The organism is Enterobacter sp. 168J2, assembly GCF_034107265.1.
In the GTDB taxonomy this organism is placed as follows: domain Bacteria; phylum Pseudomonadota; class Gammaproteobacteria; order Enterobacterales; family Enterobacteriaceae; genus Enterobacter; species Enterobacter nematophilus.
The window spans coordinates 1-19,436 of the sequence record NZ_JAWNEB010000004.1 but is presented as its reverse complement, the minus strand read 5'-3'; the positions used below and the strand labels follow the sequence as shown (position 1 = coordinate 19,436).

The 19,436-nt window shown below is 58.1% G+C and carries 17 protein-coding genes; 9 read left to right on the top strand and 8 right to left on the bottom strand.

The genetic code is table 11. The features are described 5' to 3' along the window. Nucleotides 1–75: 75 nt before the first annotated feature. From USG84_RS12455 to USG84_RS12440, 4 genes are all read right to left on the bottom strand, one after another. A complete protein-coding gene (locus USG84_RS12455; protein WP_061097447.1) occupies nt 76–975 on the bottom strand; it encodes a Dyp-type peroxidase in 900 nt (299 codons plus the stop codon). A 92-nt stretch (nt 976–1,067) separates the two neighbouring features. Beyond that, complete coding sequence (locus USG84_RS12450) at nt 1,068–1,643, bottom strand: RpoE-regulated lipoprotein (protein ID WP_151414085.1); 576 nt, start codon at nt 1,641–1,643, stop codon at nt 1,068–1,070. A gap of 63 nt (nt 1,644–1,706) precedes the next feature. Continuing rightward, nucleotides 1,707–2,156, bottom strand: coding sequence for a DUF2919 domain-containing protein (locus tag USG84_RS12445; protein ID WP_151414086.1), 450 nt, complete (start codon nt 2,154–2,156; stop codon nt 1,707–1,709). Next, nucleotides 2,143–2,568: a GNAT family acetyltransferase gene (locus tag USG84_RS12440; protein WP_003861292.1), complete on the bottom strand. Its 426-nt coding sequence runs from the start codon at nt 2,566–2,568 to the stop codon at nt 2,143–2,145. Before USG84_RS12440 ends, USG84_RS12445 begins: the two co-directional genes overlap by 14 nt. 212 nt (nt 2,569–2,780) lie before the next feature. Here USG84_RS12440 and amiA point away from each other — a divergent pair, with 212 nt between their 5' ends. Further along, a complete protein-coding gene (gene amiA, locus USG84_RS12435; RefSeq protein WP_061097443.1) occupies nt 2,781–3,656 on the top strand; it encodes an N-acetylmuramoyl-L-alanine amidase AmiA in 876 nt (291 codons plus the stop codon). Beyond that, nucleotides 3,656–4,555 carry an oxygen-dependent coproporphyrinogen oxidase gene (gene hemF / locus USG84_RS12430; protein WP_061097442.1) on the top strand — a complete coding sequence of 300 codons (900 nt, stop codon included), beginning with the start codon at nt 3,656–3,658 and terminating at the stop codon, nt 4,553–4,555. The genes amiA and hemF overlap by 1 nt, the downstream gene beginning before the upstream one ends. Before the next feature lie 64 nt (nt 4,556–4,619). On the opposite strand, the gene maeB is transcribed toward hemF, so the two are convergent. Beyond that, entirely contained in the window at nt 4,620–6,899 is a 2,280-nt protein-coding gene (gene maeB, locus USG84_RS12425; protein WP_061097441.1) for an NADP-dependent oxaloacetate-decarboxylating malate dehydrogenase, read from the bottom strand. A gap of 289 nt (nt 6,900–7,188) precedes the next feature. On the opposite strand from maeB, the gene tal reads away from it, so the two are divergent. Together tal and tkt are read left to right on the top strand one after the other, a co-directional pair. Beyond that, a complete protein-coding gene (tal, locus tag USG84_RS12420) occupies nt 7,189–8,139 on the top strand; it encodes a transaldolase (protein WP_028014009.1) in 951 nt (316 codons plus the stop codon). 19 nt (nt 8,140–8,158) lie between these two features. Next, nucleotides 8,159–10,147 carry a transketolase gene (gene tkt, locus USG84_RS12415; RefSeq protein ID WP_061097440.1) on the top strand — a complete coding sequence of 663 codons (1,989 nt, stop codon included), beginning with the start codon at nt 8,159–8,161 and terminating at the stop codon, nt 10,145–10,147. 78 nt (nt 10,148–10,225) lie between these two features. On the opposite strand, the gene USG84_RS12410 is transcribed toward tkt, so the two are convergent. Together USG84_RS12410 and nudK are read right to left on the bottom strand one after the other, a co-directional pair. Further along, complete coding sequence (locus USG84_RS12410; protein ID WP_253542925.1) at nt 10,226–11,269, bottom strand: DUF1176 domain-containing protein; 1,044 nt, start codon at nt 11,267–11,269, stop codon at nt 10,226–10,228. A gap of 109 nt (nt 11,270–11,378) precedes the next feature. Beyond that, nucleotides 11,379–11,969 (bottom strand): GDP-mannose pyrophosphatase NudK, encoded by a 591-nt coding sequence (nudK, locus tag USG84_RS12405; RefSeq protein ID WP_061097438.1) that lies wholly within the window; start codon nt 11,967–11,969, stop codon nt 11,379–11,381. Between the two features lie 233 nt (nt 11,970–12,202). On the opposite strand from nudK, the gene narQ reads away from it, so the two are divergent. Beyond that, nucleotides 12,203–13,897, top strand: a complete 1,695-nt coding sequence (gene narQ, locus USG84_RS12400) for a nitrate/nitrite two-component system sensor histidine kinase NarQ (protein ID WP_151414126.1) — start codon at nt 12,203–12,205, stop codon at nt 13,895–13,897. Nucleotides 13,898–14,039: 142 nt separating this feature from the next. Beyond that, nucleotides 14,040–17,153, top strand: coding sequence for a multidrug efflux RND transporter permease AcrD (acrD, locus tag USG84_RS12395; RefSeq protein WP_061097437.1), 3,114 nt, complete (start codon nt 14,040–14,042; stop codon nt 17,151–17,153). 108 nt (nt 17,154–17,261) lie between these two features. On the opposite strand, the gene ypfM is transcribed toward acrD, so the two are convergent. After that, nucleotides 17,262–17,321, bottom strand: coding sequence for a protein YpfM (gene ypfM / locus USG84_RS12390; protein ID WP_015572204.1), 60 nt, complete (start codon nt 17,319–17,321; stop codon nt 17,262–17,264). A 387-nt stretch (nt 17,322–17,708) separates the two neighbouring features. Here ypfM and USG84_RS12385 point away from each other — a divergent pair, with 387 nt between their 5' ends. Genes USG84_RS12385 through USG84_RS12375 form a run of 3 tightly spaced genes read left to right on the top strand, consistent with a single transcriptional unit; the run spans nt 17,709 to nt 19,418 of the window. Then, nucleotides 17,709–18,065 carry an ArsC family reductase gene (locus USG84_RS12385; RefSeq protein ID WP_045261161.1) on the top strand — a complete coding sequence of 119 codons (357 nt, stop codon included), beginning with the start codon at nt 17,709–17,711 and terminating at the stop codon, nt 18,063–18,065. 3 nt (nt 18,066–18,068) lie between these two features. Then, the gene (gene dapE, locus USG84_RS12380; RefSeq protein WP_061097436.1) at nt 18,069–19,196 is read left to right on the top strand and encodes a succinyl-diaminopimelate desuccinylase; all 1,128 of its coding nucleotides are present in this window, start codon (nt 18,069–18,071) and stop codon (nt 19,194–19,196) included. A 24-nt stretch (nt 19,197–19,220) separates the two neighbouring features. Then, nucleotides 19,221–19,418, top strand: coding sequence for a YpfN family protein (locus tag USG84_RS12375; protein ID WP_013098222.1), 198 nt, complete (start codon nt 19,221–19,223; stop codon nt 19,416–19,418). The last annotated feature ends 18 nt before the right edge of the window (nt 19,419–19,436 follow it).

The window sequence follows — 19,436 nt, the reverse complement described above, 5'->3', positions numbered from 1 at the left end:
GCAGAAAAGAGAATAAGGGGTGCGACCTGATGCCCTCACCCCGTCCCTCTCCCACAGGGAGAGGGAGAAAGGCTATTACAGCGCCAGCAGACGCTCAACGGACGGCGCAAAGTAGTAGCCGCCGGTCACCGGTTTGGTGAAGCGCAGCATGGCGTCGCGCTTGCCGTCGGTATCACCGAACATGCTCAGCAGCTGCTGCTCAATATTGTGCAGGCGCGCGCAGTAGGCGCAGAAGTAGAGGCCGTGCGTGCCGCTTGCCGTGCCGTACGGCAGGCTCTGACGAACAATCTTCAGCCCTTTACCGTCCTCTTTGAGGTCAACGCGGGACAGGTGAGAGGTCACCGGACGCTCATCGCCGTCAATCTCTTCGTTGGCTTCTTTAGTGCGGCCAATCATCATCTCCTGGTCGTGCACGCTCATGCGGTTAAGCTGCTTGAGGTTGTGCTCCCAGCGCTGGACGAACACGTAGCTGCCGCCTGCGTCCACGCCGTCTTTGATGACCGCCACGTCGCGACGAACCTCTTCACCCGCCGGGTTTTCGGTGCCGTCAACGAAGCCGCTCAGATCGCGCTCCTCCACCCAGCGGAAGCCGTGAACCTCTTCCTGCACGTCGATGCTGTCGCCAAACGCTTCAACCGCCGCCTGTGCAACGGAGAAGTTCACGTCGTGACGCAGAGAGAGGATGTGGATCAGCACGTCGTACTGGGTAGCTGGCGCAAGCCCTTTGCCGTAAGGGATAAAGTCCTTCAGCTCTTCCGCACCTTCGCCGCCGCTCAGCTGACGCCAGACGTTATTGCCGAAAGCGACAACGGCGCCCAGATGGGCGTCCGGGAATTTGGCCTGGAAGGTGGCCAGTTTATCAACGAAAACTTTGCTGGCCGCGCGCAGGGCATCCACGTCCCCTTTAACATTGGCTTCAATCCAAATCGCCGCGCGGCAATGTTCTGGCAAAATGCCACTCTGAACCTGAGACATCGCTCCTCCTGAAATAAAGATGCCACGTCAGCGTGGCATTGATGGCGGCTATTATACCCGGATTTCAGCGAGGCGGTTTGTTCAGGCGCAAATTACTGCTTCCAGACTATTTTGCTCACTTTCCAGCTCTTCAGCGTGTCGTCAGAGGGCATCAATCCTTCCGGACCGCTCCAGGTTCCGGTGAAGACATAGCTGATGTGCTGGCTGCCTTCCGCCTTACATTCCACCGCAACGCCATCGTCCGAAGGGGCGCTGCTGCAGTTGCCAAAGGCCTGTTTATAAAGGTCGCTAAACGGCGTACCCACTTTCACACCGCTCGCCGTCGGAATATCTTCATCCATCACGGCAATTCGGTTTACCGTGCCTTTGTCACCGTTGATCACCAGCGCCAGCTTGTCGCCCTTCAGCGCTTCAAAGTAACGCACAATGTTGCCATTCTCGGTTTTCATCCCGCTACGCAGGCGATAGTCACTGCTCAGGGCATCCTGAATAGCGTCCTGATCGAGCGCGGTCGACGCGGTAATTTTTCCTACGCCCTGCTCGGTCACTTCGGTGGAAGAGCCAAACCAGTTCCACGGATACGCGGCGGACCAGTTAATGGAAGAGAGCGTCGAACAGCCGGTTAACGCCAGCGGGAGAGCGCATAAAAGTAAACGCAGCGATTTCATTGAAACGTCCTTTCTAATTAAATCAACGCTTGTTGGAGTGCGGCATCGCCAAAAAGTGCCGCGCTAATCTGACTCTTGCGTAAAACAGGCGCGTAAGCGGGGATTCGTCAACAGCCACAGCAGCGCCACGATATCCGCCACCACCAGCGCGATGCCGATACCCGAAAGCGGTTCACCCAACCACCAGAGCACGGGTTGCCAGAACAGCAGCGCAATCTGGGCGAGGATCAGCAGCCAGCGAAGCGCACGCCACAGACGCGGGATTACATGCCGTTGACCGCTGCACAAAAAAGCCACCACCGCCGGTACGCCCGGCAATAAGCCGAGCCAGAAGGCATCGTGATCGGGATAAAAGAGATTCAGCAGCGTATCGCCCTGCCCGCGCGACGCGCCGGCCATCACAAACAGTACCCAGGTACGGGCCTGAAGCAGCAGAACGCACCAGAATAAAAACGGCAGCCTGACGCGGCCCTGCGCGTCATAGTCAGCCGGGTGGATCTCAGTACTCTTCATCTTCGATCAAACGCTTACCTAGCGTCAGCACGTCGGCGTGCTCGTAGCCCAGACGCTCATACATGCCCAGCACCACGTCGTTATCTTCCCGTACCATGATCTGGATTTTCGGGCAGCCGCGAGCAATAAGTTTCTTTTCCAAACGATTGAGCAGCGCGTTGGCGATGCCGCGCGCCCGGTATTCCGGGTGGACGCCCAGATAATAGGCCGAGCCGCGATGTCCGTCATAGCCGCCCATCACCGTACCGACGACCTCGCCGTTCACTTCCGCGACCAGAAACAGGCTAACGTCGTGATTCACCTTACGTTCGATATCCATTTCCGGATCGTTCCACGGACGCAGCAAATCGCAGCGCTCCCAAAGGGTGATCACCTCTTCGAAATCTTCCTGGCGAAAAACGCGTATCTCCATGGTATTAACCGCCTTTTCGGGTTTAAAAACAGTGATTATGGCGTGAACGGGGCGTTTAGCCAATAACCGGGGAAAATCTCGCCAAAATTTGGCATAATGTCACTTTGTCACGTATTGAAATGAAAAGTAAAACAATTCTCAATAAGGACTGTCGTAACGGGAAACACGATACGATATAACACCAGGACCCCATTTTTCAGTATTCAGGCCGCATGAGCACATTCAAACCATTAAAAGCACTCACATCGCGTCGTCAGGTTCTCAAAGCGGGGCTGGCGGCCTTAACGTTAACGGGCATCGCTAAGCAGGCTCAGGCAAAAGAAGAGAGCACGCTCAAAACCAGTAACGGACACAGTAAGCCGAAAACCAAAAAGCCGGGCGCAAAGCGTCTGGTGATGCTCGATCCGGGCCACGGCGGTATTGATACCGGCGCCATCGGCAGAAACGGGTCGAAAGAGAAACACGTCGTGCTGGCGATTGCAAAAAATGTGCGATCGATTTTACGCAGCAACGGCATTGACGCCCGCCTGACGCGCACGGGCGACACGTTCATTCCGCTGTACGACCGCGTCGAGATCGCCCATAAGCACGGCGCAGATCTGTTTATGTCGATCCACGCGGACGGTTTTACCAACCCGTCAGCCGCGGGCGCGTCGGTGTTTGCCCTCTCCAACCGCGGCGCCAGTAGCGCGATGGCGAAATACCTTTCCGATCGCGAAAACCGGGCGGATGAAGTGGCCGGTAAGAAAGCTACGGATAAAGATCATCTGTTGCAGCAGGTGCTGTTCGATCTCGTGCAAACGGACACTATCAAAAACAGCCTGACGCTCGGCTCGCATATCCTCAAGCGGATTAAGCCGGTGCACCGTCTGCACAGTAAAAGCACCGAACAGGCGGCGTTTGTGGTGCTGAAGTCGCCGTCAATCCCGTCCGTGCTGGTGGAAACGTCCTTTATTACCAACCCGGAAGAAGAGCGGCTGCTCGGCACCACGGCGTTTCGCCAGAAGATCGCCAACGCCATCGCCTCCGGCATTATCAGCTACTTCAACTGGTTCGATAACCAAAAAGCGCATTCCAGGAAACGTTGATGAAACCCAATGCACAGCTGGTCAAAACGTTCCTGCTGCAGCTGCAGGATGAGATTTGCCGGAAACTGGCCGCCGCAGACGGCGGTGAATTTCAGGAAGATAGCTGGCAGCGCGAAGCCGGCGGCGGCGGGCGCAGCCGGGTGCTGCGAAACGGCGGCATTTTCGAACAGGCGGGCGTGAATTTTTCCCACGTTCACGGCGACGCCATGCCCGCGTCTGCGACCGCGCACCGCCCGGAGCTGGCGGGCCGCAGCTTTGAAGCGATGGGCGTCTCGCTGGTGATCCACCCGCACAACCCGTTCGTGCCGACCAGCCACGCCAACGTGCGCTTTTTCATTGCAGAAAAACCGGGGGCCGATCCGGTCTGGTGGTTTGGCGGCGGTTTCGACCTCACGCCCTACTACGGCTTTGAAGAAGACGCCGTGCACTGGCACACCACCGCGCGCGACCTTTGCCTGCCGTTTGGCGAGGACGTCTACCCGAAATTTAAAAAGTGGTGCGACGACTACTTTTACCTGAAGCACCGCGACGAGCAGCGCGGCATCGGCGGGCTGTTCTTTGACGATCTCAACGCGCCGGATTTTGACACCGCGTTCAGCTTTATGCGCGCGGTGGGCGAAGGCTTTACCGATGCCTATATGCCCATCGTCGAACGCCGTAAAAACACCGACTACGGCGTGCGCGAGCGTGAGTTCCAGCTTTATCGTCGCGGGCGGTACGTGGAGTTCAACCTGGTGTGGGATCGGGGGACGCTGTTCGGGCTGCAGACCGGCGGACGCACGGAGTCGATTCTGATGTCGATGCCGCCGCTGGTGCGCTGGGAGTACTGCTACGAACCAAAAGAAGGCAGCCCGGAGGCTGCCTTAAAAGAGTTTATTCAGGTTCGGGACTGGGTGTAATCATACCCCCCTCACCCCGGCCCTCTCCCCAAAGGGGAGAGGGTTAGGGTGAGGCGTAAGGAAGTTAAAGCGGCTGCGTCTGCGCCTCAACCACCGCCAGCGCCACCATGTTCACGATGCGGCGCACGGAGGCTATCGGCGTTAACACGTGCACCGGTTTCGCCACGCCCATCAGCACCGGTCCTACGGTCACACCTTCAGAGCTGGAGACGCGCAGCAGGTTGTAGCTGATACGCGCCGCTTCCACGTTCGGCATAATCAGTATGTTCGCCGATCCCTTCAGCGGGCTGTCCGGCATACGTTCGTTGCGGATGCTCTCCACCAGCGCGGCATCACCGTGCATTTCCCCGTCAATCATCAGCTCCGGCGCACGCTCGCGCACCAGCTCCAGCGTCTGGCGCATTTTGCAGGCCGCCGCGGATTTAGACGAACCAAAGTTAGAGTGCGACAGCAGCGCCACCTTCGGCTCAATGCCAAAGCGACGCACGGTTTCGGCCGCCATCACGGTGATTTCCGCCAGCTCCTCCGGGGTCGGGTCGTCGTTCACGTAGGTATCCGCAATAAAGGTGTTGCCGCTCGGCAGCAGCAGCGCGTTCATCGCTCCGGCGGTATGGACGCCGTCGCGATAGCCGAAGATCTCCTGCACCACGCTAAAGTGCTCGTGATAATCGCCGATGGTGCCGCAGATCAGCGCATCCGCCTCGCCGCGATGGACCATGATCGCGCCGATGACCGTGGTATTGCTGATCACCGCCCGCTGCGCCTGCTCCTGGGTGATCCCGCGACGCTTCATGATCGCGTAGTATTCGTTCCAGTACTCCTTAAAGCGCGGATCGGATTCGTTGTTAACGATCTCAAAGTCGACGCCCGGCTTGATCTGCAGGCCCAGCTTCTGAATGCGCATCTCGATCACGCTCGGGCGACCGATCAGGATCGGCTTCGCCAGTCCTAGGGTGATCAGCTCCTGCGTGGCGTGCAGCACGCGCGCCTCTTCCCCTTCCGCCAGCACCACGCGCTTCGCGTCGGCGCGGGCCTGAGAGAAGATCGGCTTCATAAACAGGTTGGTTTTGTAGACAAACTCGGTGAGCTTATCGACGTAAGCGTCGAAATCCTGAATCGGACGCGTCGCCACGCCGGAGTCCATCGCCGCTTTGGCGACGGCTGGCGCAATTTTGACAATCAGACGCGGGTCGAACGGTTTTGGAATGATGTAGTCCGGGCCAAAACTCAGGTCCTGATCCCCGTACGCGGAGGCGACAACCTCGCTCTGCTCGGCGTGCGCCAGCTCGGCGATGGCGTGAACGGCGGCCAGCTTCATCTCTTCGTTGATCGCCGTCGCGCCAACGTCCAGCGCGCCGCGGAAGATGAACGGGAAGCAGAGCACGTTGTTCACCTGGTTCGGGTAGTCCGAACGGCCGGTACAGATAATGGCGTCTTCACGCACCGCTTTCGCCAGCGGCGGCAGAATTTCCGGCTCCGGGTTCGCCAGCGCCAGGATCATTGGCGCCCGCGCCATTTTCTGCACCATCTCCTGGGTCAGCACTTTCGGGCCTGAACAGCCGAGGAAGATATCCGCGCCGTCAATCACGTCCTCAAGCGTGCGCTTGCCGTCATCTTCCACCGCATACGCCGCTTTGGTTTCCGCCATGTTCGGCTCGCGGTCTTTGTAGATAACGCCCTTAGAGTCGCAGACCACGATATTGTGTTTCTGCATCCCCAGCGCCACCAGCAGGTTCATACAGGCGATGGCCGCCGCGCCCGCGCCGGAGACCACCATGCGCACGTCGGAGAGGTTTTTCTCCACCACGCGCAGGCCGTTCAGAATGGCGGCGGTGCTGATAATCGCCGTCCCGTGCTGGTCGTCATGGAACACGGGAATGTTCATACGCTCGCGCAGCTTCTGCTCGATATAGAAACATTCCGGCGCTTTGATGTCTTCCAGGTTGATCCCGCCGAAGGTCGGCTCCAGCGCGGCAACCACGTTGATGAACTTATCGGGATCGAGTTCGTCCACTTCGATATCGAACACGTCGATACCGGCGAATTTCTTAAACAGTACGCCCTTCCCTTCCATCACCGGCTTACCGGCCAGAGCGCCAATGTTGCCCAGGCCCAGCACCGCCGTACCGTTAGAGATAACGGCGACAAGGTTGCCGCGCGCGGTGTATTTGTAGGCCGCCAGCGGGTCTTTTTCGATTTCCAGACACGGCGCCGCCACGCCCGGCGAGTAGGCCAGCGCCAGATCGCGCTGCGTCGCCAGCGGCTTGGTTGGGGAGACCTGAATTTTACCGGGGACTGGGAACTCGTGAAAATCGAGGGCACTCTGTTTCAACTGCTCATCCATCTTATTTTTCCTTTCACGTATCGATCAAAAGGGTGACGTAAGCGATCCTGATGCACACCCTGGTGTGCCGCCTAGTATCGCCTCAGGACAGCGCATAAACTTTGAAGGCTGCCAAACTCTCACCATCACACATTAAAAATTGTTATCAATTTATAACAGCCATGTTACCCGTCTCAAAAGCAATGCCTGCCCCGTCTGCTATGCTTTTTTGTTAAGTCCATCATGATTTTCTCAGAAGTGTGAACTAACGCACTCATCTAACTCTTTTATTTCCAAGGAGTAATTATTTATGAACCAGCTAGACGGCATCAAACAATTCACCACCGTGGTTGCAGACAGCGGCGATATCGAGTCGATTCGCCACTATCAGCCGGAGGACGCGACCACCAACCCTTCGCTGCTTCTGAAAGCGGCGGGACTTGCCCACTTTAGCCATCTGATTGATGACGCGATTGCCTACGGTAAACAGCGCGGGAAAACGCAGGAGCAGCAGGTTGCTGAAGCCAGCGACAAGCTGGCGGTTAATTTTGGTGCGGAAATTCTGAAAAGCATTCCGGGGCGCGTGTCGACCGAAGTGGACGCCCGCCTCTCATTCGACCAGGAAAAGAGTATTAACAAAGCGCGCCGCCTGGTGGAGCTCTACCAGGAGCAGGGTATCGATAAGTCACGCATTCTGATCAAGCTCGCGTCCACATGGGAAGGCATCCGCGCGGCAGAGGTGCTGGAAAAAGAGGGGATCCACTGCAACCTGACGCTGCTGTTCTCGTTTGCCCAGGCGCGCGCCTGTGCCGAAGCGGGCGTGTTCCTGATCTCGCCGTTTGTCGGGCGCATTTACGACTGGTATCAGGCGAAACAGCCGATGGACCCGTACGTGGTAGAGGAAGACCCCGGCGTGAAGTCGGTGCGTAATATCTACGATTATTACAAGCAGCACCGCTACGAGACCATCGTGATGGGTGCCAGCTTCCGCCGCACCGAGCAGATCCTGGCGCTTGCGGGGTGCGACCGTCTGACCATCTCCCCTGACCTGCTGAAAAAGCTGCAGGAGAGCGACGAAACGGTGATCCGCAAGCTGGTGCCGACCTCTACCGTACTGCCAAAACCGAAAGCCATGACCGAAGCGGAGTTTCGCTGGGAGCACAATCAGGACCCTATGGCCGTGGAAAAACTCGCTGACGGCATCCGCCAGTTCGCCGTCGACCAGCGCAAACTTGAAGATCTTCTCGCCGCCAAACTTTAACCTTGCCACGGAGTGAACTATGTCCCGTAAAGAGCTCGCCAACGCCATTCGCGCCCTCAGCATGGATGCCGTACAAAAAGCCAATTCCGGCCACCCTGGCGCCCCGATGGGGATGGCCGATATTGCCGAAGTGCTGTGGAACGACTTCCTGAAGCACAACCCCACTGACCCGACCTGGTACGACCGCGACCGTTTTATTCTCTCTAACGGCCACGCCTCGATGCTGCTCTACAGCCTGCTGCACCTTTCCGGCTACGATCTGCCGCTTGAGGAGCTAAAAAACTTCCGCCAGCTGCACTCCAAAACGCCGGGCCACCCGGAAATCGGCTATACCCCGGGCGTGGAAACCACTACCGGGCCGCTGGGCCAGGGGCTGGCGAATGCGGTCGGGCTGGCGATTGCCGAGCGCACGCTGGCCGCACAGTTTAACCAGCCGGACCACGAGATTGTCGACCACTATACGTACGTCTTTATGGGTGACGGCTGCCTGATGGAGGGGATCTCCCACGAGGTCTGCTCTCTGGCCGGCACGCTGGGGCTCGGCAAGCTAATTGGCTTCTACGACCACAACGGCATCTCCATCGACGGGGAAACCGAGGGCTGGTTTACCGACGACACGGCAAAACGCTTTGAGGCCTATCACTGGCACGTGGTGCACGAGATCGACGGCCACGATCCTGAGGCGGTGAAAAAAGCGATTCAGGAAGCGCAGAGCGTGAAGGACAAACCGTCCCTGATTATCTGCCGCACCACCATCGGCTTCGGCTCGCCGAACAAAGCGGGCAAAGAAGAGGCGCACGGCGCGGCGCTGGGCGAAGAGGAAGTGGCGTTAACCCGCCAGAAGCTGGGCTGGAAATATCCGCCGTTTGAGATCCCGAAAGAGATCTACAGAGCCTGGGATGCGCGCGAAGCGGGTGAAAAAGCGCAGCAGGCCTGGAACGAAAAATTTGCCGCCTACAAAAAAGCGCACCCGGAGCTGGCCGCCGAGTTTTCCCGCCGCATGAGCGGCGGCCTGCCGGAGGACTGGGACGATAAAACCCAGGCGCTGATAGAAAACCTGCAGTCCAACCCGGCGAAAATCGCTACCCGTAAGGCGTCGCAAAATACCCTCAACGCCATCGGCCCGATCCTGCCTGAGCTGCTCGGCGGCTCGGCGGATCTGGCGCCAAGCAACCTGACCATCTGGTCCGGCTCTAAATCCCTGAAGGAAGATATTGCCGGGAACTACATTCACTACGGCGTGCGCGAGTTCGGGATGACCGCGATTGCCAACGGCATCGCCCATCACGGCGGCTTCGTGCCCTATACCGCCACATTCCTGATGTTCGTCGAGTACGCCCGAAACGCGGCGCGTATGGCGGCGCTGATGAAGGCCCGGCAGATCATGGTTTACACCCACGACTCCATCGGGCTGGGTGAGGACGGGCCAACGCACCAGGCGGTGGAGCAGCTGGCGAGCCTGCGCTTAACGCCAAACTTCAGCACCTGGCGTCCGTGCGACCAGGTGGAAGCGGCGGTGGGCTGGAAGCTGGCGGTTGAGCGCCACAGCGGACCCACGGCGCTGATCCTGTCGCGCCAGAACCTTACGCAGATTGAGCGCACGCCGGAGCAGGTAAAAAACATCGCCCGCGGCGGGTACATCCTGAAAGACAGCGGCGGCAAGCCGGACGTGATCCTGATTGCCACCGGCTCTGAGGTGGAGATTACGGTGAAAGCGGCGGAGAAACTGACCGCCGAAGGCCACGCGGTGCGCGTGGTATCTCTGCCTTCAACGGATATTTTTGACGCCCAGGACGAGGCGTATCGGGAATCGGTGCTGCCTTCCAGCGTTGCGGCGCGCGTGGCGGTGGAAGCGGGTATTGCCGACTACTGGTATAAGTACGTAGGGCTGAAAGGGGCAATTGTGGGCATGCGGGGTTACGGTGAATCGGCCCCTGCCGACAAGCTGTTCCCGTACTTCGGCTTTACCGTTGAGAACGTGGTGGAGAAGGCGCTGAGCGTGCTGTAGTGCGGTCTTCGTGCCCGGTGGCGGCTTCGCCTTACCGGGCCTACGGTTCGAGGTGTTGTAAGCCGCCACCCGGTAAAACTACCGCGTGATCCACAGCGTGGGCCAGGCGTCTGGCCCATTCCAGCTATCGCAGCTTGGCTCTTCCGCATAGCGCACCAGGCGGAAGCGCTGGCCGTCAAAACGCCAGCGCGTCTGGATCCCACAGTCTCCGATACCGCGTCCCAGCGCCAGCGTCGTCAGCTCGCGCGTTTTCTCATCGAAGCGAGCGTTCATCAGCTCCATGTCGCTGCTCTGGCTGGAGGGGGTAAACGGCAAACGTAACCTGACGCTGCGGGCGGCGAACGGTTTATTACGTGATACCTGCCACGCCAGATCGACCGTGTTATAGGCCCCCGCTTCACAGCTGACGATCAACAGCGCTTTGTCATCCGTTAATGCAGTGACGCGTACTTCACGGCGGTTAGGATCCAGCGAGCACTGGCTGTTGTTCATCCGCCACGTCCCATAATCCAGCAGATCGTTCAGCTCGCTATGCGTCAGCGGCGTCGGCGTCGGGTTCACCACGGCCACCTTTTTTAATGCCGGTGCAGGAGGCACGCTCAGCGGCGGGCTATCCCCTTTTTTAATCCACGCCGTTTCGCTGCCAACGCGCTTCTGCTGGGCGTCGATGAACAGCAGCGCCGCCTTAAGGCCGACCAGCGAGATCGTCTGCTTCCCCCCGCGCAGGGTCAGCGCCTGCCCTTCCTGAATGGTTTTCAGAAACGTGGTGATGGTACCCGTATCGTCAGTTTTGAGATGCCAGGGGGTTAACTGCCAGTGCTGCGAATTGAGCTTTAACGGAACGTTGTCGAGCAGCAGGCGCGGGGCAATATCAGGCTCTTTAACCGGCGGGGCCGAAAGCCCGCCGAGATCGATGCGCAGGCTGGCGTCCGTTTTCGCCCCTGCGCTACGGCTCAGCGTCATGACCAGACCGCGATGCTCGCCGGTATTCCGGGCAACACAAAAATTTTGGTTATTGCAGGTAACCTGCCAGTCTGAAAAAGACTGCTGCGCAGGTGCAGCCCACACCAGAGGCGCGGGTAGCACGCAGAAAAAGAAGAGAAGCAAAACGCAGTAGCGCATGAATGGCACAGCCCCGGAAACGAAAAGGTCAATCTGGGGCGTATCTTCGTGCCCAGGGCGGGCGGGCTCAATCGGATTTATCGGATAGATTTATCTGAAATGCAGGTTATCACGGCATCGGTTTGAGGTTCATCAAGCCGCTGGTTTGCAGATATTGCAACAGGATCACCGCTTTACCGTCGCGGATCTCGCCGCTTTTCACCATCTCAACGGCCTGGGTGAAAGGCATTTCCAGCACTTCAATGTCCTCATCCTCCACGCCGCCGCCGCGATGCGTGCGTTGGGCATCGGTGTATTCCGCAATGAAGAAATGAACCAGCTCGGTCACCCCGCCTGGGGACATGAAAAGCTCAAAGACTTTTTGCACCTCGCCCACTTCAAAACCGGTCTCCTCAACGGCCTCCTTGCGGATGCAGACTTCCGGCTCATCGTCATCAAGCAGGCCGGCGCAGGTTTCAATCAGACGCCCGTCCGCGTTGCCGTTGACCCAGGTCGCGACCCGAAACTGGCGAATTAGCACCACGCTCTGCTTTTCACGGTTATACAGCAGAATGGTTGCGCCATTGCCCCGGTCGTAGACTTCGCGTTTGTGGCGAATCACGTCACCGTTCTTACGGGTTAAATCGTAAGTGATGTTACGCAGGACAAAGTAATTTTCAGAAAGGATTTTGTCTTTGATAACGGTAATGTTCAGGGACATACGGGCTCCACGGCTAAATGAGTCTGTTTATACTACCCCGTGAAGCCCGCTTTGTCGTCCGTCGGCTCAGGCAGCGCGTCTCTTCCCACCAGATTTCAGGTTAATGCCCACAGGCCTTAACCCGATAACCTTATCTTTAGTATGAATAAGCTATTTGCTCGCTACCGCGTTATCAGGCAATGTACAACTGCCCGTGACCTGTGGCTGAGCCATTTTATGCAGAGATCCGTTCCGTGACCGTTAAACGCCCCGTTTCCGGAAGCCTTGCCTGGGCTTTCTTTTCGATTATTGCCCTGTCCGTACTGACCAGCACCGTCGCCCTGCTGACGCTTGCGAGCAGCCAGCGTGACGCCGAAGCTATCAACATTGCGGGTTCGCTGCGCATGCAGAGCTACCGCCTCGGCTACGAGATGCAGCGCAACAGCCCCTCCCTTATGGCGCATCGCGAGAACTGGCAGCGAACGTTAAGCGCGCCTTCCCTGGAGAAGCTGAACCGCTGGTACGTCCCGGACAACGTCAAGGCGCGCTATCAGCAGCTGCATGTTGCCTGGCTGGACATGGACAAGCACATCGCCCGCGGCGACAGCGCATGGTATGACGCTCACATTGAGGATTTTGTCGGCCGCATTGATGCCTTTGTGCTCGCCCTCCAGCACTACACCGAAAATAAAATCCAGACGGTGACCCTCCTCTCTCTGGCTGGCGCGATCGGTATCCTGCTCCTGACGCTGTTTACCCTGCGGCGCATCCGCCGCCAGGTGGTGTTGCCGCTGAACAACCTGGTGGCCGCCAGCGAACGGATTGAGCGAGGGGAATTTACCACTCCGGCGCCGGACACCGCGCTCCCCAACGAGCTGGGCCAGCTCTCCCGCGCCTTCAACCATATGTCGGGCGAGCTACATACGCTCTATCGGTCGCTCGAAGCCTCCGTCGCGGAAAAGACGCGGCATTTGCATGAAGCCCACCAGCAGCTCGACATGCTGTTCAAATGCTCCCAGGCGCTCAATACCGGGCAGATAGACAGCCTGTGCTTCCGGCATATCTTGCAGATTGTGCATGAATACACGCAGATGAATTACCTGGAGCTACGCACCAGCGACGACTGGCGGCTGTGTGAAGGAACAGAGGTGAACGGCATTTCCCTGCAAACCCTGCCGGTGCTGATGCAGGACACCCTCTACGGCGAGCTGCGCTGGCAAAGCGAGACGGGCAGCGTTCCGCTTCCGCTGATGAGAAGCGTGGCGACCATGCTCGGACGCGGGCTGTACTTTAACCAGGCGCAGAAGCATTACCAGCAGCTGCTGCTGATGGAGGAGCGCGCCACCATCGCCCGCGAGCTGCACGATTCGCTGGCGCAGGTGCTTTCCTATCTGCGGATCCAGCTCACGCTGCTTAAGCACGCCGTGCCGGCGGAAAATGCCCCCGCGCAGACGATCATCACCGACTTCTCCCGCGAGCTGAACAACGCCTGGCAGCAGCTGCGCGAGCTGCTGACCACCTTCCGCCTGACGCTAAACCATGCGAATTTACCCGCGGCGCTTCAGGAGTCCCTCGATGCCCTGCAGAGCCAGACGCAGGCGAAGCTGCACCTCGACTGCCGCCTCTCCTCCCTGGCGCTTGACGCGCAGAAGCAGGTGCATTTGCTGCAGATTGTGCGGGAAGCCGTCCTGAATGCGATTAAGCACGCGCAGGCCAGCGAGATCGCCGTCAGCTGCGTGACCGCCGTGGACGGCACGCACAGCGTCAGCATTCGCGACAACGGCATCGGGATTGGCGAGGCCAGCGAGCCGCCGGGACACTACGGGCTGAACATTATGCGAGAACGCGCGCAGCGGCTCGGCGGAGTACTGAACTTCTCGCAGCCGCAAAACGGCGGCACGCAGGTCAGCGTGACGTTCCCCGCCCCCGCGCCGTTAACAGGTAAATAACGGTAAAGGGGGAAGCGCAGGGAAAAGCGCATGATAATTTACATTATCTCCTTTATTTCTCCACGTTTGGCCTGGGCCTTACCGCTAAAGTGATGCGGGCAATAAACAATAATGACGTGCAGCAAAACGAGGTCACACTTTCATGGCGAATTTTTTCATCGATCGCCCCATTTTTGCCTGGGTGCTTGCCATCCTGTTGTGTCTGACAGGTGTCCTGGCGATTACTTCTCTTCCCGTTGAGCAATACCCCGATCTGGCACCGCCTAACGTGCGTATCACAGCAAACTACCCCGGCGCCTCCGCACAAACGCTGGAAAATACCGTGACGCAGGTTATCGAGCAGAACATGACGGGTCTGGATAATCTGATGTACATGTCCTCCCAAAGCAGCGCCACGGGACAGGCCACGGTTACCCTGAGCTTTGAGGCGGGCACCGACCCGGACGAAGCGGTGCAGCAGGTACAAAACCAGCTGCAGTCGGCCATGCGTAAGCTGCCCCAGGCCGTGCAGAACCAGGGCGTCACCGTGCGTAAAACCGGTGATACCAATATTCTGACCATCGCGTTTGTCTCCACCGATGGCTCAATGGATAAACAGGACATTGCGGACTACGTCGCCAGTAATATTCAGGACCCGCTCAGCCGTATTAACGGCGTGGGGGATATCGACGCCTACGGCTCACAGTACTCGATGCGTATCTGGCTGGATCCCAACAAGCTGAACAGCTATCAGATGACGGCAACCGACGTAACGGACGCCATCAAAGCCCAGAACGCCCAAATCGCCGTAGGGCAACTGGGGGGAACGCCTTCCGTCGATAAACAGGCCCTGAACGCCACCATTAATTCGCAATCTCTGCTTCAGACCCCGGACCAGTTCCGCAACATCACCCTGCGCGTGAATCAGGACGGCTCGGAAGTGCGTCTGGGCGACGTCGCTACGGTGGAAATGGGTGCGGAGAAATACGATTACCTGAGCCGCTTTAACGGCAACCCGGCCTCCGGTCTGGGGATCAAGCTGGCCTCCGGCGCAAACGAAATGGCGACGGCGAAGCTGGTATTAGACCGCCTGGACGAGCTGTCGCAGTATTTCCCGCACGGGCTGGAGTACAAAGTCGCCTATGAAACCACCTCCTTCGTTAAAGCCTCGATTGAGGACGTGGTCAAAACCCTGCTGGAAGCGATCGCCCTGGTGTTCCTGGTCATGTACCTGTTCCTGCAAAACTTCCGCGCCACGCTGATCCCCACCATTGCCGTCCCGGTGGTGCTGCTGGGCACCTTTGCGGTGCTTTACGCGTTCGGCTACAGCATCAACACCCTGACGATGTTTGCCATGGTGCTGGCGATTGGCCTGCTTGTGGACGATGCCATCGTGGTGGTCGAAAACGTTGAGCGCATCATGAGCGAAGAGGGGCTTTCCCCGCGTCAGGCGACGCGCAAATCAATGGGACAAATTCAGGGGGCGTTAGTCGGTATCGCGATGGTGCTGTCGGCGGTCTTTATCCCGATGGCCTTCTTTGGCGGTACAACCGGGGCGATTTACCGTCAGTTCTCAATCACCATCGTCTCGGCAATGGTGCTCTCCGTGCTGGTGGCGCTGATCCTCACCCCCGCGCTCTGTGCCACCCTCCTCAAGCCGCTGCACAAAGGGGAACATCACGGCCAGAAAGGGTTCTTCGGCTGGTTTAACCGTATGTTCAACCGCAATGCCGAGCGGTATGAATCTGCCGTCGGTAAAGTGCTGCACCGCAGCCTGCGCTGGATGATGATTTACGTTGTGCTGCTGGGCGGCATGGTGTGGCTGTTCCTGCATCTTCCCACCTCGTTCCTGCCGCAGGAGGACCGGGGGATGTTCATCACCTCGGTGCAGCTCCCGAGCGGCTCCACGCAGCAGCAGACGCTGAAGGTGGTTCAGAACGTTGAGCAGTACTTCTTCACCAAAGAGAAAGATAACGTTGTCTCGGTCTTCTCTACCGTCGGCTCCGGCCCGGGCGGGAACGGGCAGAACGTCGCCCGCATGTTTGTCCGCCTGAAAGACTGGGACGAACGCGACGCCAGAACGGGAACCTCGTTCGCCATCATCGAACGGGCAACCAAAGCGTTTGCACGCATTAAAGAGGCGCGCGTCTTTGCCAGCAGCCCGCCCGCGATCAGCGGCCTGGGCAGTTCCGCCGGGTTTGATATGGAGCTGCAGGATCACGCCGGCGCGGGCCACTCGGCGCTGATGGCCGCGCGCGACAAGCTGCTGGAACTTGCAGGGAAAGATCCCGGCCTGACCCGCGTTCGTCACAACGGTCTTGACGACAGCCCGCAGCTTCAGGTGGATATCGACCAGCGTAAGGCGCAGGCGCTGGGCGTCTCGATCGACGATATCAACGACACCCTGCAAACCGCATGGGGCTCAAGCTACGTCAATGACTTTATGGATCGCGGCCGCGTGAAAAAAGTGTATGTCCAGGCAGCCGCGCCGTTCCGCATGTTGCCGGATGATATTAACCGCTGGTTTGTACGCAATAACTCCGGCGGGATGGTCCCCTTCTCCGCCTTTGCCACGTCGCGCTGGGAGAGCGGTTCGCCGCGCCTGGAGCGCTATAACGGCTATTCGGCAGTTGAAATCGTCGGGGAAGCCGCGCCGGGCGTCAGCACCGGTACCGCCATGGACACCATGGAAAAATTGGTGCAGCAGCTGCCCGCCGGGTTTGGTCTGGAATGGACGGCCATGTCTTACCAGGAGCGCCTCTCCGGCGCGCAGGCCCCTGCCCTCTATGCGCTTTCTTTGCTGGTGGTCTTCCTCTGCCTTGCCGCGCTGTATGAGAGCTGGTCGGTTCCATTCTCGGTCATGCTGGTGGTGCCGCTTGGGGTTATCGGTGCGCTGCTGGCGACCTGGATGCGCGGCCTGGAGAATGACGTTTACTTCCAGGTGGGGCTACTTACGGTGATCGGCCTGTCGGCGAAAAACGCCATTCTGATCGTTGAGTTTGCCAACGAGATGAATGCCAAAGGCCATGAGCTGATGGCCGCCACGCTGCACGCCTGCCGCCAGCGCTTACGTCCGATCCTGATGACCTCGCTGGCGTTTATTTTTGGCGTACTGCCGATGGCGACCAGCACGGGTGCAGGCTCAAGCAGCCAGCATGCGGTGGGTACCGGCGTCATGGGGGGGATGATTTCGGCCACCATCCTGGCGATTTATTTTGTGCCGCTGTTCTTTGTGCTGGTGCGTCGTCGCTTCCCGCTCCGGGAGCGTCAGGAATAACCCGCAGCCATAAAAAAGGCGGCTTACTCGGCCGCCTTTTTATTGTGTGATTAATTCACACTATGGTTATTTTACTTATTTTAGTGCTCTTGCAATTCTTACTGAATGTCATTTACGAAGCATGCCTTCGATAAAATCTTTCCAGTTCCCCAGTTCACGTTCAATCATAACAACCTCTCTTATTATTATGCGCATTCTACGAAAACGTATCATCATTGTGAAGACCGTTTAACCAATCGCTGTGATTGTACCCCGCCACCGTTGGGGATTTATGATAAATATGAACGGAGGGGCTTAAATTTTGTGTGACGGCCAGCAATATTTTGAAATAACCCTGCGAACGGCTGAGTTTTATTTTACGCGCTGAGTTTATTGGGAATTTAAACCCGGTGGACATCTATGCTTAAATGGTGAAAGTATATTCAGCGTACAAGTGTGAGTTGAATTAAGAAGAAGCGTGAATCCAGACGATTCCTGAATGTGTTATATTCCGCTTAAAGATATATCTTCGAATTTACTGAACATTTAATCGCCATAAGAGCAAAAGGATTCAACATGGTTGTGATGTACGGCATTAAAAATTGCGACACCATCAAAAAAGCGCGCCGCTGGCTGGAAACCAATAACGTCGAGTACCGCTTCCACGATTACCGTGCCGACGGGCTTGATGCAGAATTTCTGCATACCGCCATTAACGAACTGGGCTGGGAGGCGCTGCTGAACACCCGCGGCACCACCTGGCGCAAGCTGGACGAATCCGTGCGCGCCAGCATCGTTGACGCCGACAGCGCGGCAAAGCTGATGCTCGATATGCCGGCAATTATCAAACGCCCATTGCTCTGCAAGCCAGGTCAGCCTATGCTGCTGGGTTTCAGTGAAACCCTTTATTCTGACTTTTTCGTTGAGGTGTAGTGTATGTCATGCCCGGTCATTGAGCTGACTCAACAGCTTATTCGCCGTCCCTCCCTTAGCCCGGACGACGCAGGTTGTCAGGCATTAATGATTGAGCGCCTGCGCGCTATCGGTTTTACCGTTGAGCGCATGGATTTTGGCGACACCCAGAACTTCTGGGCGTGGCGGGGCCAGGGCGAAACGCTGGCCTTTGCCGGGCACACTGACGTTGTTCCCGCAGGTGACGCCGATCGCTGGATTAACCCGCCGTTTGAGCCAACCATCCGCGACGGCATGCTCTTCGGCCGCGGTGCGGCAGACATGAAAGGCTCGCTGGCGGCGATGGTGGTGGCGGCAGAGCGCTTTGTGGCTCAGCATCCGAATCACAAAAACCGTCTCGCGTTCTTGATCACCTCCGACGAAGAAGCCAGCGCCCATAACGGTACCGTGAAGGTCGTTGAGGCGCTGATGGCGCGCAACGAGCGTCTTGACTACTGTCTGGTCGGCGAGCCGTCCAGTACCGAAGTGGTGGGTGATGTCGTCAAAAACGGTCGCCGCGGCTCGCTGACCTGTAACCTGACCATACATGGGGTTCAGGGGCACGTGGCCTACCCGCATCTGGCCGATAATCCGGTCCACCGCGCTGCGCCAATGCTGAACGAACTGGTGGGCATCGAGTGGGATAAAGGCAACGAGTTCTTCCCGCCGACCAGCATGCAGATTGCGAACGTCAAGGCCGGAACCGGCAGCAACAACGTCATCCCGGGAGATCTTTTCGTCCAGTTCAACTTCCGCTTCAGCACCGAACTGACCGACGAGACGATCAAAGCGCGCGTTGTCGCTCTGCTGGAAAAATACAGCCTGCGCTACACCGTGGACTGGTGGCTTTCCGGCCAGCCGTTCCTGACGCAGCGCGGCAAGCTGGTGGATGCGGTGGTGAACGCCATTGAGCACTATAATGAAATTAAGCCGCAGCTGCTGACGACGGGCGGCACCTCAGACGGACGCTTTATCGCCCGCATGGGTGCACAGGTTGTCGAACTGGGTCCGGTTAACGCGACGATTCACAAAATCAACGAGTGTGTGAACGCAGCCGATTTACAACTGCTGGCCCGCATGTATCAACGTATTATGGAGCAACTCGTCGCCTGACGAACGCTCAGAGAGGAATAGCGAATGGATTGGCTTGCAAAGTACTGGTGGATTCTGGTGCTGGTATTTCTGGTCGGCGTACTGCTGAACGTGATTAAAGACCTTAAGCGCGTGGACCACAAAAAGTTTCTCGCGAATAAGCCGGATCTCCCGCCGCACCGTGATTTTAACGACAAGTGGGACGATGACGACGACTGGCCGAAGAAAGACCAGAAGAAGTAATCCCCTCACCCCCGGCCC

Coding starts and splice junctions, on each gene's coding strand:
- USG84_RS12455 (WP_061097447.1), bottom strand. CDS start 975: ATGTCTCAGGTTCAGAGTGGCATTTTGCCAGAACATTGCCGCGCGGCG.
- USG84_RS12450 (WP_151414085.1), bottom strand. CDS start 1,643: ATGAAATCGCTGCGTTTACTTTTATGCGCTCTCCCGCTGGCGTTAACC.
- USG84_RS12445 (WP_151414086.1), bottom strand. CDS start 2,156: ATGAAGAGTACTGAGATCCACCCGGCTGACTATGACGCGCAGGGCCGC.
- USG84_RS12440 (WP_003861292.1), bottom strand. CDS start 2,568: ATGGAGATACGCGTTTTTCGCCAGGAAGATTTCGAAGAGGTGATCACC.
- amiA (WP_061097443.1), top strand. CDS start 2,781: ATGAGCACATTCAAACCATTAAAAGCACTCACATCGCGTCGTCAGGTT.
- hemF (WP_061097442.1), top strand. CDS start 3,656: ATGAAACCCAATGCACAGCTGGTCAAAACGTTCCTGCTGCAGCTGCAG.
- maeB (WP_061097441.1), bottom strand. CDS start 6,899: ATGGATGAGCAGTTGAAACAGAGTGCCCTCGATTTTCACGAGTTCCCA.
- tal (WP_028014009.1), top strand. CDS start 7,189: ATGAACCAGCTAGACGGCATCAAACAATTCACCACCGTGGTTGCAGAC.
- tkt (WP_061097440.1), top strand. CDS start 8,159: ATGTCCCGTAAAGAGCTCGCCAACGCCATTCGCGCCCTCAGCATGGAT.
- USG84_RS12410 (WP_253542925.1), bottom strand. CDS start 11,269: ATGCGCTACTGCGTTTTGCTTCTCTTCTTTTTCTGCGTGCTACCCGCG.
- nudK (WP_061097438.1), bottom strand. CDS start 11,969: ATGTCCCTGAACATTACCGTTATCAAAGACAAAATCCTTTCTGAAAAT.
- acrD (WP_061097437.1), top strand. CDS start 14,040: ATGGCGAATTTTTTCATCGATCGCCCCATTTTTGCCTGGGTGCTTGCC.
- USG84_RS12385 (WP_045261161.1), top strand. CDS start 17,709: ATGGTTGTGATGTACGGCATTAAAAATTGCGACACCATCAAAAAAGCG.
- dapE (WP_061097436.1), top strand. CDS start 18,069: ATGTCATGCCCGGTCATTGAGCTGACTCAACAGCTTATTCGCCGTCCC.
- USG84_RS12375 (WP_013098222.1), top strand. CDS start 19,221: ATGGATTGGCTTGCAAAGTACTGGTGGATTCTGGTGCTGGTATTTCTG.